Annotated in this window: 14 protein-coding genes and 4 pseudogenes; 5 read left to right on the forward strand and 13 right to left on the reverse strand. The window is 65.7% G+C overall.

What is annotated here, in order from left to right; translation table 11 throughout:
* Positions 1-113 precede the first annotated feature (113 nt).
* Positions 114-512 carry a helix-turn-helix domain-containing protein gene (locus AB0M45_RS26795; RefSeq protein WP_364334860.1) on the reverse strand — a complete coding sequence of 133 codons (399 nt, stop codon included), beginning with the start codon at positions 510-512 and terminating at the stop codon, positions 114-116.
* Positions 513-581: 69 nt separating this feature from the next.
* Between AB0M45_RS26795 and AB0M45_RS26800 the strand changes: the two genes are divergently transcribed.
* Positions 582-1,223 carry a nitroreductase family protein gene (locus AB0M45_RS26800; RefSeq protein WP_364334863.1) on the forward strand — a complete coding sequence of 214 codons (642 nt, stop codon included), beginning with the start codon at positions 582-584 and terminating at the stop codon, positions 1,221-1,223.
* 236 nt (positions 1,224-1,459) lie between these two features.
* On the opposite strand, the gene AB0M45_RS26805 is transcribed toward AB0M45_RS26800, so the two are convergent.
* The 7 genes and pseudogenes from AB0M45_RS26805 to AB0M45_RS26835 all read right to left on the reverse strand — a co-directional run bounded on the left by AB0M45_RS26805 (position 1,460) and on the right by AB0M45_RS26835 (position 7,593).
* Entirely contained in the window at positions 1,460-2,380 is a 921-nt protein-coding gene (locus AB0M45_RS26805) for a hypothetical protein (RefSeq protein WP_364334866.1), read from the reverse strand.
* The gene (locus AB0M45_RS26810; protein ID WP_364334869.1) at positions 2,338-3,018 is read right to left on the reverse strand and encodes a DUF308 domain-containing protein; all 681 of its coding nucleotides are present in this window, start codon (positions 3,016-3,018) and stop codon (positions 2,338-2,340) included. Before AB0M45_RS26810 ends, AB0M45_RS26805 begins: the two co-directional genes overlap by 43 nt.
* Before the next feature lie 332 nt (positions 3,019-3,350).
* Positions 3,351-4,304, reverse strand: a complete 954-nt coding sequence (locus tag AB0M45_RS26815; RefSeq protein ID WP_364334872.1) for a hypothetical protein — start codon at positions 4,302-4,304, stop codon at positions 3,351-3,353.
* A gap of 323 nt (positions 4,305-4,627) precedes the next feature.
* Positions 4,628-5,182, reverse strand: a complete 555-nt coding sequence (locus AB0M45_RS26820) for a nuclear transport factor 2 family protein (protein WP_364334875.1) — start codon at positions 5,180-5,182, stop codon at positions 4,628-4,630.
* Positions 5,183-5,877: 695 nt separating this feature from the next.
* On the reverse strand, positions 5,878-6,042 hold the full coding sequence (locus tag AB0M45_RS26825) for a Tn3 family transposase (RefSeq protein WP_364334878.1): 165 nt from the start codon (positions 6,040-6,042) through the stop codon (positions 5,878-5,880).
* A 125-nt stretch (positions 6,043-6,167) separates the two neighbouring features.
* Positions 6,168-6,430: pseudogene (locus AB0M45_RS26830) on the reverse strand (hypothetical protein); the annotation flags it as partial.
* A gap of 167 nt (positions 6,431-6,597) precedes the next feature.
* On the reverse strand, positions 6,598-7,593 hold the full coding sequence (locus AB0M45_RS26835) for a YafY family protein (protein ID WP_364334881.1): 996 nt from the start codon (positions 7,591-7,593) through the stop codon (positions 6,598-6,600).
* Positions 7,594-7,696: 103 nt separating this feature from the next.
* Between AB0M45_RS26835 and AB0M45_RS26840 the strand changes: the two genes are divergently transcribed.
* Both AB0M45_RS26840 and AB0M45_RS26845 read left to right on the forward strand, forming a co-directional pair.
* Positions 7,697-8,095: a VOC family protein gene (locus AB0M45_RS26840; protein ID WP_364334884.1), complete on the forward strand. Its 399-nt coding sequence runs from the start codon at positions 7,697-7,699 to the stop codon at positions 8,093-8,095.
* A gap of 739 nt (positions 8,096-8,834) precedes the next feature.
* Positions 8,835-9,749, forward strand: coding sequence for a hypothetical protein (locus tag AB0M45_RS26845; protein WP_364334887.1), 915 nt, complete (start codon positions 8,835-8,837; stop codon positions 9,747-9,749).
* Positions 9,750-9,898: 149 nt separating this feature from the next.
* On the opposite strand, the pseudogene AB0M45_RS26850 reads toward AB0M45_RS26845, so the two are convergent.
* From AB0M45_RS26850 to AB0M45_RS26865, 4 genes and pseudogenes are all read right to left on the reverse strand, one after another.
* A pseudogene (locus tag AB0M45_RS26850) lies at positions 9,899-10,219 on the reverse strand (transposase); the annotation flags it as partial.
* Positions 10,220-10,353: 134 nt separating this feature from the next.
* Positions 10,354-10,560 (reverse strand): annotated as a pseudogene (locus AB0M45_RS26855) (transposase); the annotation flags it as partial.
* A 24-nt stretch (positions 10,561-10,584) separates the two neighbouring features.
* Positions 10,585-11,328, reverse strand: coding sequence for a transposase (locus AB0M45_RS26860; RefSeq protein WP_364334890.1), 744 nt, complete (start codon positions 11,326-11,328; stop codon positions 10,585-10,587).
* Positions 11,329-12,048: 720 nt separating this feature from the next.
* Positions 12,049-12,543, reverse strand: coding sequence for a hypothetical protein (locus tag AB0M45_RS26865; protein ID WP_364334893.1), 495 nt, complete (start codon positions 12,541-12,543; stop codon positions 12,049-12,051).
* A gap of 982 nt (positions 12,544-13,525) precedes the next feature.
* Here AB0M45_RS26865 and AB0M45_RS26870 point away from each other — a divergent pair.
* Together AB0M45_RS26870 and AB0M45_RS26875 are read left to right on the forward strand one after the other, a co-directional pair.
* The gene (locus tag AB0M45_RS26870) at positions 13,526-13,792 is read left to right on the forward strand and encodes a hypothetical protein (RefSeq protein ID WP_364334896.1); all 267 of its coding nucleotides are present in this window, start codon (positions 13,526-13,528) and stop codon (positions 13,790-13,792) included.
* 5 nt (positions 13,793-13,797) lie between these two features.
* Positions 13,798-14,205: a hypothetical protein gene (locus tag AB0M45_RS26875; RefSeq protein ID WP_364334899.1), complete on the forward strand. Its 408-nt coding sequence runs from the start codon at positions 13,798-13,800 to the stop codon at positions 14,203-14,205.
* A gap of 199 nt (positions 14,206-14,404) precedes the next feature.
* Here AB0M45_RS26875 and AB0M45_RS26880 read toward each other — a convergent pair.
* A pseudogene (locus AB0M45_RS26880) lies at positions 14,405-14,554 on the reverse strand (transcriptional regulator); the annotation flags it as partial.
* Positions 14,555-14,558 lie beyond the last annotated feature (4 nt).

Here is a 14,558-nt window from a genome sequence, read left to right on the forward strand (position 1 = left end):
ATGATCACGATCCCGCTGGGTGGATGTGCGCACTTCGGAACCCCACGCGGACCGAGTGCCACGGCTGTCGGTCGTCGTACTCGACGGCCGACACCATGCCCGCCCTGTGAGGTTCACACCGATCCCTCGGCGTGCTGAATGCCTTTGGCGCGGCGTTCCGCTTCGATGCGGTTGATGTTGCTTTCGATCCACTCCCGCAGCGCCGCTATGGGAACTCGCAGGCTGTGGCCGAGATCGGTGAGCGTGTATTCGACCCGCGGCGGCACGGTGGGGTGCACGGTACGGGTCACGAAACCGTCGGCCTCCAACCGGCGCAACGTCTGGGTCAGCATTTTCTGCGATATGCCCTCGATGCGGTGCTGCAGGTCGGTGTACCGCATCGTGCCCTCGGCCAGGGCGTCCACGATCAGCACGGTCCACTTGCCGGCGATGTGATCGAGCATCTGCCGGGTGGGGCATTTCGCGGAATAGACATCGGCGGGCAGGCCCGAGGACTCGACATATGTACGCACCTTTTAGAGCGTAGCGAACTGTAAGGTGCCGTCTTCCCATTGGGCTGTAACGAACCGATAGTTAGAAATGTGGAGCAACAAGCACTTTCCGTTTCCGAAACCATCCGCCTCCGGCGCACCGTGCGCCACTACCGTCCTGATCCGGTTCCGGCCCCGGTTCTCGACGAACTGTTGGACCTGACCATGCAGGCACCCAGCGCCTGGAATATGCAGGACCGCTCGATCGTCGTCGTAACCAGCGAATCCGGCCGCAGAGAACTGTCCGCGGCCGCCTACGGCCAGCCTCAGCCACTCGAGGCGCCGGCCACGCTCGTCTTCGTCGCCGACAGCACGGCGTGGGAATCCCCCAACACCGACATCGCGGACCAGGCCCGCCACAACGGTGCTTGGAACGCCGAGTTCACCGCCCTCTTCGACAGCCGCGCGGAGTTCCATGAGCTACGCCGACGCGATCTGCTGCGGGAAAACGCAGTCAAGAACGCCATGATCGCGGCCACCTACACCATGCTGGCCGCCACCGCGCTCGGGTTGGCATCCGCGCCGATGAACGGATGGGATCCCGACCTGGTCAAAGCGGCGATCGGCATCGAGGGCCGCGCCGAACTCGCCATCGCCGTGCTGGTGACAGTCGGTTACAGCGACGCCATACCGCCTCATCCGGGACGCCGCGCCGTCGAACGCACAGTCTTCCGTGAGCGATTCGCCGCCTGAAGGGCCGGTGGGCAGGCGTTCGTCGCCTGCCCGCCACCCTCGATGCCGCTGCGCGGCTGCCATCGCCCCTCCGCGCTGAGGAGCGAGCTCAGGGGTGGCGATTGCCGATCGCGCGACCTCGGCGTGTGCCAGGATGAAACTGGTTGTCGTAGAAAGAATCCCATTGATTCCTGATGACGCAACAATGTCGATGACTGATTCCGCTGAGCGCAATCGCGGAGTGGCCCACCGCCCTATCACGGCCCGAGCAGCGACCTCAGGTCCGGTAGGGTGCCGATTCGCTGGGTGGCCGGCCGTGCCGGTGCGTCGGTCTGCGGCGAGCCGGTTTCGCGCAACCGGGTCCGCACCTCCCCGGGTGTCTTACGTCCGGCAGCGGCCCCGCTCATGCCCTGATAGCTCGCGACCGCGCCGGTCACGATCGGGGACGCGCTCGAGGTTCCGCTGAATACGTCGGTGTACCAAAGGTCCTCGTCGGAGCCGCCCTGCAGGTCGCCGTAGCCGGTTGTGGTGACTTCCAGTCCCCACCCCTGCGCGTCGACGCGCTTGCCGTAGTTGGAAAACGCCAGCCGGGAGCGGGCGGGGCCGTGGTCGCGGCCGTGGAACCCCGGTGGTGGCGTGCCCGCGCCGACGATGATCGCCCCCGAGTCGGCCGCGCCGCCACGAAACGGGTTGTGCCATGTGGCCGGGAACTCCGGGGGCGGGATGTCATACAGCGCGGCGTCCAGATATCCCTGGCGCTCTAAGAAGTCCGGGGTAACCGGCGGTGCGTCGGCCACGGAACCAGCTGTGACCGTCACGATGCCGTGCGGCGCGATCGGCGGTTCGGCGGGCGGCTTCACGTACGCTGCCGCCACGGCGTCGTCGTCGCGCAGCCGAACAGCGAGCTCGTCGAGCTCGCTGTCGACGCCGCGGACATAGAAGTAATTGAGGTATTCCGTGCCGGTTCGCTCGCGTGCCGTGCCGCTGAGGCGGCCCTGCAATCGGTTGGCCGGTCCGAAGATCCGTACCAGTTCACCACCCTCAGGAAGCCGCGTGCCCACGTGTGACTGCACGCTGCGGCTCTCGCGGAGGGCGATGGGTGTGATCGTGGCGTCGGCGGCGTAGGTGACGACGATCAGTTCGGCGGGCGATCGGAGCTTCGGATGCTGGGATGCCATGGTGCATAGTCAACCTGCAGGGCGCGCCCGTCGCCACCGCGCTCACCCATCCAAGGCGCGGTCGGCATCATCCCGGGCGGCATGTCCGCACGGGGGCTGCCGGCCGTGACGATGAGGACCTCCACCGCGCCGATCGCGATCAGGCACAGTCCGACGACCCAGCCGACCGCGTCGAGTGAATCGAACGGCAACGCACCGACAACCACGCCGATCGTCAGCGTGACCAAGCCGAACACCTCGTGCCGTCCCCGCCCGGACAGGTCGTCGACCCATACCGCCACGGTGGCGTGGCAGATTCCGCGAATCGCCCAGGCGAGCCCGATCCAGAACGACAGCAACAGCGCCGAATTGCCGCCCGCGAAGCACAGCATCGCCAGCAGGGCCGACATGACGCCGCTGATCAGCACCAGCGCGCGCAGGGCTGTGGCGAACCGGGCGTTCACCGCGAGGATCATCTGGAATACACCGTTGAGCAGAAGATAGCTGCCGCATAGCAATTCCGCTGTCGGTAGCGACTTGTGCGGCCACACCGCGATTGCCACACCCACGATCATCGAGCAGGCGCCGACCACCAGTACCGACTGCCGGGCGCCGCCGGCCAGTGGTTCCGTACGCCCTTGCACCACAGTTTCGGGCATAGCTACATGATATGACCGATGTTGGTAGCGGATCGTTTGCCCCGCTGGTGCAACGGCATTCGTTCCTGTCGTCTGCACCGAGCACGCCGACGCCGCTCGCGTATCGCCGATGACCGAGGGGCGCTGCCCGCTGGGATGGGTGGTGAACGTTGCTGTCGCAGACGGTGAATGCTGGCTGATCCGCACCGAACCTCAGTCCGAATTACCCGCCGGACCGAATACCCCGTGGCCGGTAGGCGTCGTCATCGCGCCGGTAACGCCGGCCTGCTACCGGGATGTCGGCGCAGGAACGGAACCCTGTGTGGAGATGGACGTGTCACCGACTCGCGTGGTCACGTGCCTTCGTGGTCCACCGATTCAGTAGCGTGCGATTTGCGACGTGCTTCTGCGAGGAGTTCGTCGAGTTGGGTTTCGGCGCGTTCGGCGCGCGCGAGGGTTTGGGCGCGTGCTTCGTCGAGTGCCGCTAGGCGCTGGGCGGCTTCGGTGCGGACCTTGTCGATCGCGGCGGCCGCTTCTGCGCGGGCCGCGGCGAGGTCCGCGGCCGCGGTGCGGCGGGTCTCGGCCAGTTCGGCGCGGGTGGCGTCGAGTTCGGCACGTACCCTGCGCCATTCGGCGCGCGCTTCGTCGGCGGCGTCGGCTCGTTCGGCGGCGACCTGTTCGGCGCGCTCGGTCGCGCGCTCGGCGTCGGCCGCGCGCTGGACGGCGAGGTCACGTTCGGAGTGGGCCGCCCTTACCTCTGTGGCTGCTTCGCGCTGAGCTTGCGCGATTTCGGTTTCGGCGCGGCGCTGCGCGCGCTGGACCTGTTCGGCCGCATCGTGTTTGACGCGCTCGACTTCTTCGGCGGCCTCCTGGCGCACGGCGCGGATTTCGGCCTCGGCATCGCTGCGCGCGACGAACACGTCGTCCGCCGCCTGCTTGGTGACTCGTCCCACTTCGAGCAGCGCGTCGTCGCGTGCCGCGTTCGCCTGGGCGATGAGCTCTTCGGCCCGTTCGGCGGCATTCGCGGCGTCGTCGGCCGCCGACTCGGCGAGGGCCCGCGCTTCCTGCGCCTCCCTACGTGCCTGCTCCGCCGCCACCGCGGCGGCCTCCGCCTCGGCGATCCGCCGTGCCGCGTCCGCCTGCACCGCCTGGACCTGCGCCTCGGCAATGGATGGGTCGGCGAGCGTGGACAATTCCGCGACAGCGGCGTTCAATGTGGTGTTCAACTGTCCGGCGAGCGACCGGAACTGCGTGAGCAGCTCATCAGCACGCAACCGTGCGGCTGTCACCGGCCCCTGTTGCGTCACAGTGACAGCAGCGGCGGGTGCCTCCGACTCTTGTTGCCGCCGTTGCCGCTCCCGCCATGCGCGCCACCGCGTGTGATCCGGATGGTCACAGTACTCCGACGGCCGACCGGGCCCACCTCCCCGCGTGAGGGGACGAGAGCAGCCCGGGTAGTTACATAGGTTCGACACGCCGGAATCGTAGCGTTGGTTTCGTCATCCCCAGCGGATCGACACGAACGAAATCTGTCCTGGCTCAAGGAAACTGGCCAACGGCATCGCGCGCAACGGGCCGGGTCCATGGCGGCGGTCGCGTCGGTCGGGAGTCCGGGAACGGTGCGACCGGATCAGGACGGCAGGGCGCCTGTGGTCCAGACGGGTGCGGTTTCCACGCCCGAGAATCGCCAATCTTCGGGAGTGCGGACAGCGTCGAATCGGTAGGTCCCTCCCGCTGCGAACGGGGGTTCCGGGGCTATCCTGCCGTCCACGGTGGATGTCGGAACGATCGCGGTTACCGCGTTCGCCCGCACCGCCGCGCGGTCGCCCGCCAAGTCGATCTGCACGTTGCTGATGTAGTGCGGCTGTCGCCGTTCGTTCGAATGGTTCCGGCTGACCAGCGCGATCACGGCGTCCCGTCCTTGCGCCTCACCGCCAGGGGACTTGGCCTTCACATCGGCGGTGTAGATCGTGTCGAATCGACCTTCGTCGAGTGCGGTTGCGAGACGGTCGACCAAGGCGTGGATCTCGTGACGGTCCAGCAGTTCTCGCAGGTGACGCCGGGTGGAGTCATCCTCGGTCGCGGTGGCTCCGGTCGAGCACGCGGTAGCCAGCAGCGCCAACGGCAGCGCAAGGATCGGGAGTGTGTGCGGCGGAGCTTGTTCATCGGACGACCCTTTCTGCATTTTGGTTGGTCACCCCAACGTGGGTGCAACCAACGATAATAGTTGTGGGTGACACCAACAACTAAGGGTCCACTCCTTATGACCTCCGATAAGTGAACCTTATCGGAGGTCAGATTCCGTCGCGGCACCGAATCTCGCCGTCAGAAATACGTTTACGTTTGGTTGGTGTCAACGAAACATAACCATGACGAAACGGGTCGAAAACTGTGCACCCTTCCCCGATGTGGTTTCTCGTGTCAGTTCTCCTGTGGTCTGCCGGAAACGATCGCGTCGTCGGTGCGAGCTGGCGAGGATGTATCGGTGCTGATGGAAGGTCATCGCGCGGCAGACCGGCACCGCGCGGCTGTTGCCTCGGATGCTGGCAGGCCGCAAGAGCGATCCGTTGTTCCTCACCGACCGCAAGGCCCGTCCATCGATGGACCACCAATGACCTCGACCCGACGACGGGGCGGGCACGGCCCTACCGCCGCGCGGCCGAGCTGTTCGAGGCCCACACCGAGCGCTACGACGACGGGCCGTCACGCGCTGCACCAGCTGCGGTATTCGCGGCTGACGCACGCGGCCGAGGAGGGCACGTCGACGCCGGTGTTGATGGAAGCTGTCGGGTCAGACATCGGTGCGAAGCCTCGCGAAGTACGCGCGGGTGTCCGACAAAGGACTTCGGCGCTATCAAGGCAGTGCCGCATTCACCGGCACTACCGTCTACAGATCCGCCGTGCCAGGTCGCGGCGGCCCTCTCCGAGATTGGCCTGTAGTTTGACGTCCCGGCGATGCGGTTCGTCGTCGGCCGGGCGCAGCATGTGCAGGGTTTTGATGATCCACCCGTAGAGCGCGATGACCTTATCCAGGGGGTAATCCACCACCCCAGACCTTCGCCAGCTCGATCTGGGCTCGAGCCTTGACCAGCTCGACGTTGGCCGCGGACCTCCTCGGCTGTGTGGACGACCAGGAAGAGGTCGGGGTGGCCGAGCAGCCGGAGCGCTTCGTAAGTCAGTTCGATCTCGCCGACCAGCGGATGCCGGTACCGGTGGCTGCCGTGCTCGGGGCCTTGATGTGGTGCTCGGCGCAGATGTGGCGGAACTCGGGGCTTGCTCGTGCCCACCCGTCGACGTACAGCTCGCGCCTGTCGTCGTCGAGGAATACCAGCTTGACCATGTTGCGCTGCGCGGCGGGGAGTTCCCCGAAATCGGCCATGAACGTCGCCGCCAGCCGGTTCCATGCTCGCACGTCGCATGTGCGGTCGGTCACGTATGCGGGGCCACCGATGAGAACTGTAGGCTGCGCCCCTGCTCCAGCCGCACGTAGTAATCCGCGCTCACCCCGGCGAGCAGGGCCGACTCTGCACTCCTATGACCTGGAGCAGCCCGCGCGATCAGCGGCATTACCGTGCGTTCGCGCCATGTGGCGGTGTGGGTCTACCTGTGGGTTTGGAATCGGCCGTTGGCGGCCGCGGTAAGTCGGCGAGCCAGGGCGCGTACGGCGTCATTGAGTATGTCGGGGTGTTCGATGACGAATGGACGGTTCAGGCCGGCGAGGACGGGGGGAATCCAGTCGAGTTGTTCGGCCCGGATTCGGACCCGGACCCACGGGCGGGTGTCAGGGGGCGGCGAGTCAATCTCGTGCATGGTCGCGATCGTCTCGGGGAGCAGCGGGCGGACCTGGGTGAGCGTGCCCTGAACTCGGATCGATACCTCGTGCCGATAGGGCGCCGTGGCAAGTGCGGACAGCAGATGAGCGGCCGGCTCGAATCCTGTGGGCGGAGCGAACGTTCCGGGCAGTGTGATCACTGCGGTGATGCGGTCCAGCCGGAACTGGCGTAGTTCGTCGCTGTTGCTGTCCTTCCCTGTCAGGTACCACCGGCCGGAGTGGTCGACGAGCCCGTAGGGTTGCACGGTCCGCTCGCTGGGTCGCCCGTTTCGGTCGGTGTAACCGATCGCGATCGGTCGGTGCTCGCGTGTGGCCTCGGCGATCCGGAGGAGCACGGCGGTCTCGACAGCGACTCCCGGGCGCGTGTCGGCGGTGAATTCGACGGTGTTGATCAGTGCGTCGAGCCGGGCCGTCAGACGTGGGGGCAGGACGCGGCGAAGTTTGGCCGTCACGCTGTCGGCTGCGCGGGCAGAAGCTGTCGACCGGTCTGCGCCGCGGCTGGTGAGGAGCCCGAGTAACACGGCCACCGCCTCGTCGTCGTTCAGCATCAGCGGCGGCATCCGGTAGCTGGGGGCGAGCCGGTACCCGCCATAGCGGCCTCGCACCGATCGGACGGGGATGTCCAGGTCGGTGAGATGGGTGACGTATCGCCTGACGGTGCGTTCATCTACGCCGAGCCGTCCGGCGAGTTCGCCGACGGTATGCGTACCGCCGGTCTGCAGCAGCTCGAGCAAGGCCAGTACTCGGGCGGTGGGGCGCGTCATCGGGAAATTCTCGCATCTATACCGGGCGGAAACTGTCCGGTATCGACTCTACCGTGGCATGCGGCGGCGGGACCGCCGCCTCATCCGACAGCAGGAGCACACAATGAAGCTCGTCTCGATCCGTCTGATCACCGACGACATCCAACGGCTGGTCAGCTTCTATCAGCACGTGACCGGCGTCGAAGCAATCTGGGCTACACCGGATTTCGCCGAAATCGCCACTCCCGCCGGTGCACTCGCGATCGGAAGCGCCCGTACCGTGGCGCTGTTCGCGGCGGGCAGCGCCCCCCCAGCCGACAATCACACCGCGATCATCGAATTCCTGGTCCCCGACGTCGATGCCGATTACCGGCGGTTGCGGGATACGGTCGAGGATTTCGTCAACGAGCCCACGACGATGCCGTGGGGTAACCGATCGTTGCTGTTTCGCGATCCCGACGGCAACCTGATCAACCTCTTCACCCCGGTCACCGTGCAGGCCGTCGCAAAATTCGCCGGTTGACATCGCTCATCGACATCTCAGGATGCTGCCGACTTGGTGGTAGCGATGTGGTCGAAGACCGATCTGGGGACATCCGTCCGCGCCTGTCCCGGGTCCGCGGACCGGCGGCAGCGGTTCCACCACTGCCTAACCGATCCATCAGGATTCGTGCTCCCGCCGCGCCGAATCACGGGGCTGCTGTAGGGAGAGGTGACATCGTCGTCTCCTCCCGCGAGCGGGCATATGAGGAGTGCGTAACGAATATGTCACCCCGGTGAGTTGGGCCGACTCTGCATCCCCAAGGCCCGGAGCAGCCCGCGCGATCAGCGGCATTACAGTGCGATGGCATGAGTGGGCCCGCCGCGTGGTTGGATCCTGTGGCGGCGGGCCGACTGTGGGGCTGGGTCACGGGCCAGCTCCTCGACGCCACCGGACCCTGCTCTTGCGGCCGCGGCCATTCCCGACGCGGGCCAGGACGAATCCGGCTCGGTGGATGGTGGCGAGTTCGTGGTATCGCCGCCGCCGTGGCCGCGCCGGGTCGGGCCGGTCGGCCACCACCTTTGCAGTGTCGCTGGCAAATGATCCGACCAACGTCATGACCAAAATCCGCTAGCGTCGCCTGGCATCCCGGACGCCAGAATGAAACGTTATGCGCTTAACCACCCCCGCCGTCATATTGATGATGGCGGCAGTCCTGCTGACCGGATGTTCTATACCGACACAAGGACCCGACCAGGCCGAGCGTGACAGCTGGTCACGCGTGATCGAAACTGCCATCCGGGCTCTTCCCGGGGTGGTCGATGCGTCACATTGGTTCGATTACGAGGGCAAGTCCCGCACGTACCATTCCCGGCTCGATGTGCGGCTCGAGGATGGCGCCACACCGGACGAGGCCGCGTCCGTGGTGCGTGCCATAGGCGCCCAGCAGCTTCCGCCGCGCTACCAAGGCGACCAGACCGAGGTCAACATCGACCGGATGACGGACTCTTACTATGCGAATTGGCGGTTCGGTCGGGACGTGAGCAGGGAAGCGAACTCTGCACACACCTGGGCGAGAGTCTCGGCCCCCGGCACACAGGTGGGCTGGAGGTCACGCGGCATCGACGTAGACAAGATGAACAACGCCATCGGCGTTGCAGCGGGCTCCGAGGCCGAACCCCACCGTGCCACCGCGGCGATGCGCCGAATCATCCAGGACTTCCCCGAACTGGCATCCAACTACTGGACGGTATCCACCGTTCATGAGGAGAGCGGGTTCAAGAATCACTCGAGCCTGGAACCCGGGTGGCTCCACACGGACCGCCCATTCCGCTTCCCGTACAGCCGACCCCGCTTCCCGTCCAATGGTGAACTCGAGATGTGGGAGTGGTTCCTGACCGATCAACCCACCCCATTCTTCGTCGAGATTTCCGTATACGACCCGCCCGGCAAAGCAGGCCGCACCCTGGACGTCGCGATATACCCTCCTGTCGGAAAGCAATTCACCGCTGCGCAGGCCACACAACTCGCCGAACGGCATCTCCCCTACTTGGCCCAGCCCGGTGCCGTGGTCGACTACACGATCGAAACACGCAACGGCCCCGTTTTCGAGGTCTTCGTCGGCGGTTGCCAGGAATTCTGGCGCGATGTCTTACCGGAGTCGGAGGCCTACGCGCGTCAGTACGAACGCTGCTAGGTGACTGGTGTCGAACGGACCCTTGTGCGGGCCCCGGCGAGATCGCCGGGCCCACATAAGGGTGTTGGGCTGGCTGGGCGGTCTCGGCGGCTGAGAGTTGTTTCCGGTTGCGCCGATGGCGATTTGGCGTTTCGGGGTGTTGCCGGTTGTCAGGCGGTGGCGGCGGTCCAGTTGCCGGTGGTGTGGGTGATTCCGAGAACTGCCATGCGTGCGAGATTGACCGCGGCGGCGAGCAGGGCGAAGTCGGCGTTGACCTTATCCCGACCCCGCACGCGAGCGCGGCGTCCGCCGTGCCGGCGGCGCATCAGGTGGGCGATCTTGCGTTCCACCTTGGGGCGGGTGGCTCGATAGTCGGCCTTCCAGACTGGGTCGTGCTGACGCTCACGGCCGGTGACGAGGTATTTCTCGTGGGCACCGATGGTGATCGTGCGCCCACCGGCCGCGCTGGTGCACTGCCCGCGCAGCGGGCAGTATGTGCAGGCGTCACTGCCGCGGCTTCGGCTTCGGCTCCGGCTCCGGCTCCGGCTCCGGCTCCGGCTCCGGCTCCGGCTCCGGCTCCGGCTCCGGCTCCGGCTCCGGCTCCGGCTCCGGAGGGCAGGATGTCGGCGAGCAGATACCCGGCGGTGTCGGCGTCGCCGGTGTTGCCGGGCGTGACCGTGGTGGCGGTGACGATCTCGCTGTCGGGATCGACCGCGATGTGCGCCTTGTAGCCGTCGAACCCGCGAGCGGAGGTCTTGTGCCCGTGGCGGGTCTCGGGATCGACCGTCGAGATCACCCGATCCGCAGCGGTGCCCCGCACGATCCGGAACACCCCGTCATCGCCTTCGGTGATGTCCTACCCGACCACGGTCGCCAGCAGCTGCGCGGCCTTACCGACCGCCGCGTCGACCTCGCGGCCGTCCACCACCGCCAGCATCGCCATCGCGTCACGGCTGCGGGAGTCGATGAGCTGCTCACGGGCGGTCTCCTCATCCCAGTCGATGACAGGTTTGGCCGCGCCGGCGTAGTCGTCGCCACTGCTGATCTGCGCCCGCAACGCCGCCGTCAGCTCGGCGCCGGCGGCGGTGAGCAGGCCGCGGATCGCCGACCGGACCAAGGTGATGGTGTCCATCGTGGCCACCGCGTCATACAACGGGGTCGAGTCCAGGACCCGGCGACGGCCCACCAGCCCGGCCCGCCATGCGACCTCGAGCACGACGCCGAAAATACGGTCGGGCCGATCCGAGCGGGCCAACCGGGCCCGCATATCCACCAGCACGGTGTGCACGAACCCCGGATAGTCGAAATCCAGACCACCAGCGGCGTACTTCCAGCGGGCGTCAAACGCGAAGCGTTCCACCGCTTCCCGATCCGACAGGCCTTCGATCCGCTGCAGCACCATCACCACCGCCACGATCATCGGCGGTACGCTACGCCGCCCGACATCGGTGAACAGATCGGCGAACATCTCGTCCGGAAACAACCGGCCGCATTCCCGATGCAGCACACCGTAAATCGAGTCCTCACCCACCCGCCCCGCACAGAACTCCACCGTCGACCGCAGCAGATCACCCTGGCTCGGCACACGCCCCAACGTCACCCCAGCATTCTGCTCGAGACCCAGCCGTCACCACACGAAAAACACCAGTTACCTAGGCCGTGTCTCAGTAGTGGTTTGTGTTGCAAGGCGCTGGGAAGCGGCGTCCGGCCAGGGTAGCAACTGTACGTGGATGCAGCGGTAGGTACCCAACATCAGTCGTGAGCTTGCGGCCATACTCGCCGGACTGTCGGCGCTCACGGAAATCCCCCGGTGAGCTGGTTTTGTAAAGGCGGACCCAGTGTCCCGGGTCCGCGGACCGGTGGCGGCGGTTCTACCACTGCCTAACCGATCAACCACGATCCGCGCTCTCGCCGCGCCGAATCATGGGGCTGCTGTTTGGAGAGGTGACACCGTCGTCTACCTCCCCGGATGCGGGTATTTAAGGAGTGTGTAACCGACATCTCATCCCGGTGAGTGGTACCACCTCCGCACTCCCTATGGCCTGAGCTGCGGTCAATTCTCTATCGGACCAACATGATCCCGCGCCTGCAAACCTCTGCCGCGCAGGTCTGGTGTTCGTAGCTCTACCCGGAGACCGGACCGGCTCGGTCACGCCTTCAGTCCACCACACCAAAACCCGCGCGGCAGTTACTATTCGAATCAGCTTCCCTTGTACGTGGCAGAGATGCCCAGTTCCCAGGCATGGTTGCGATGGGGCGCCACCGACAAACCGGTGACGAATCGCATGGGGCCGAACGGCCGAGTCTGCGTGCTCGGACTTTAGGTCAGCTGGGCGGTTATCGTTTTCATGTAGGCGACGAAAGCATCGATTGCGGGCTGCTTATACTCCGCCTCCCGACCACCGCCGCGATCGATGGTGGCGATAGTGATGGTGATGTCGACCCGAGCGCCAGCGGTCGAAGCCTCGAAATTGTAGTAGTAGATGTAGCCGGTAGTTCCGTCTTGGCAACCGTCCGCATGCTGGCAATCGAACTCGGTATCGGCGGCACCGCTGTGGATGTGCTCGAGGAAGTCCGTCGGCTCGCGGCCTTCCGCGAACTCTGCCACACCGGACAGCACGGACGGCACAGCATTCGGGATGATGGTGTGCCTGCTGCTGCTATACCCCCCCGTTGCAGCTGCCACTGCTTCGGCCTCGTCGACCGGCTTGATCCAGCAGTCGTACCCAGGGCCGTGGAAGTTCCGGCTCCACATGGCCATATCCACGCTGTAACCCGAATTTTCCCAGTTGGGGAGCACCTTGTCCGTCAGCAACGCCGCACAGAACACGGACGGGTCGATAGGCGGCCCGCCTACTGCAGTCGTCGTTGTCGGCGGCGCGGTAGACGTGGACGGCATGGACGAAGCTGTGGTTATCGGTGTGGTTCGATCCGCTTCTGCCCCACAGCCCGACAGCGCCGAAAACGCCAGCACCCCGACAAGCGCTCGTCTCGACCTCATACGCACCCCGCAACATCGTTGCCCGGGTGAGCATAAATTGCCTCCGAGGGCCCAGGAACGATTGATCATCAGCTGCCAACAGTACAACACTGGGCACTGTCAAGCTGACCAGTGAGTGATTGCAGTGCAGCTGCTCGTGCTGCGGTGAGGCGCCTGTCCAAGGTCACGCCGAAGGCGTTCCGAGTACGATGCCTCTCTGGGCTGTGTGTGCGCCGTTCCGTACCGCACCACTGCACCAGCCGGAGCTGACATCGGCACGCAAGGAGTGCATAACCGCTGACCCCAGCGAGTAGTACCACCTCTGCACTCCATATAGCAGGAGTTGCGGACGATCCGCTTAATACTGCAACGACACTCGGGTGAGTCAGTGGCCGGCGGCGTCGGGTTTGCGAAACTCGCTGCCATCCGGCATTGTCACCAGCGGTGTGCCGGGAAGTCTGGTCGGCGGCGTGATTCGAAGACAGGTCGCGTGTTTCGACTGGACCGACTGGTAGGGGAATTGCTGATGCCTGGGGCTGCCGGTGCTGGACCGAAGCGAGCGTCGGCGTCCCCGGCGGAACGATGGTTCGCGGTAGCCCTGGCGCTGGTGTGCGTGGCTGCCGGGTGCTTCTTCCTCCGAGCCCTCGTCGACCTGCCGGGGCATGCCGCCCGTGGGCTGGCCGCATCATGGGCTGGGCGGGGGGACGGCGCGGGAACGGTTTCGGTCACGGAGAAGAAGCGCAGCAGCGGGCGTAGTGGCGAGATCATCTGCCGGGGCGACTTCGCTCCTGATGATGGTGGGCCGGTTCGGTCGAGGATGCGGGTCTTCGTCGACTCCTGCGTGCCGGGTCGGCAAGTCCGTGCCGAACTGGTGAAAGGCGATCCGGGCAACTGGAATTCGGCGAATCACGCCGACACCGCCTTTGAGCGTGGGGAAGGTGTGGGAGGTCTGCTTTTCGTCACCGTCTTCATCGGTGCCTTCTGTCTGGTGCTCGGTCTGCTGTTCGGCCTCGGCGGGGTAGCGGTATTGATCGGCGCGCTGCGTCCCACTCCAGATGCGGCTTCCAATCCGAAGGAGGACTGAACAAGATGGCGTATCAACCTGTTTTGGTCACTATCGATGCCTCGGAGGCGATCAACACCCGGCCGGCCGGTGGCCGCCCCTGGTATCTGCCGATGCGGGTGGAGTTCGCGTCCGGTCTCCGGTTCGAGTTGCGGCCCGGCCGGAATCAGGTGTTCGTTCCGCCCGGTCGCTACCGCGTACAGCTCTGGTCGCAGTTCACGCTCGGCAAGGTCGGCAAGGCGACGCTCGACATAGACACCACTCGCGGCCCGGTCTGGTTCCACTACGCCACCCCGCATAGCATCTACTCCGCCGGTGCCGCCGGCTTCCACCCGCAGGACCGCCCTGGCTCCACGGTCTTGCTGATGGTGTCCGCCGGTGCCGTGCTGATCACGGTTCTAGCAGTGGTCATGGCTGTTGTTCTCACACAATGAGATCTGGTGGTGCTTCGGCTTCCCGAACAGCTGAGACGCGCCACTGTTGTCTTCATCGTCAATTCCGTATTGGCCGATTCTCGGAGAGCGTCTACAGAATCACAGGCCGAGGTGCCGAGCACACTGGCCGGACTGGACCCTGATGTCATCGAACACCGGGCAACAACGCTGCGGACGCAGGAGTGTTCAACCGAGATCTCACCCCGGCCAACCGCGCCAGCTCCTCGCGACGCAGTCCGGGAACCCAGCGCTGCCGTCCGTAGGGGGTCAGTCCGAATGCCGCGGGAAGGAGCCGGGCGCCACGTGATGGGAGGAACTCACCCAGTTCGGTACGTCGATCAAAGATCATTTGT

The sequence above is a fragment of the Nocardia sp. NPDC051787 genome (assembly GCF_040681325.1).
GTDB lineage: Bacteria > Actinomycetota > Actinomycetes > Mycobacteriales > Mycobacteriaceae > Nocardia.

Coding starts and splice junctions, on each gene's coding strand:
- AB0M45_RS26835 (WP_364334881.1), bottom strand. CDS start 7,593: ATGACGCGCCCCACCGCCCGAGTACTGGCCTTGCTCGAGCTGCTGCAG.
- AB0M45_RS26875 (WP_364334899.1), top strand. CDS start 13,798: ATGGCGTATCAACCTGTTTTGGTCACTATCGATGCCTCGGAGGCGATC.
- AB0M45_RS26840 (WP_364334884.1), top strand. CDS start 7,697: ATGAAGCTCGTCTCGATCCGTCTGATCACCGACGACATCCAACGGCTG.
- AB0M45_RS26805 (WP_364334866.1), bottom strand. CDS start 2,380: ATGGCATCCCAGCATCCGAAGCTCCGATCGCCCGCCGAACTGATCGTC.
- AB0M45_RS26820 (WP_364334875.1), bottom strand. CDS start 5,182: ATGCAGAAAGGGTCGTCCGATGAACAAGCTCCGCCGCACACACTCCCG.
- AB0M45_RS26810 (WP_364334869.1), bottom strand. CDS start 3,018: ATGCCCGAAACTGTGGTGCAAGGGCGTACGGAACCACTGGCCGGCGGC.
- AB0M45_RS26870 (WP_364334896.1), top strand. CDS start 13,526: ATGCGGGTCTTCGTCGACTCCTGCGTGCCGGGTCGGCAAGTCCGTGCC.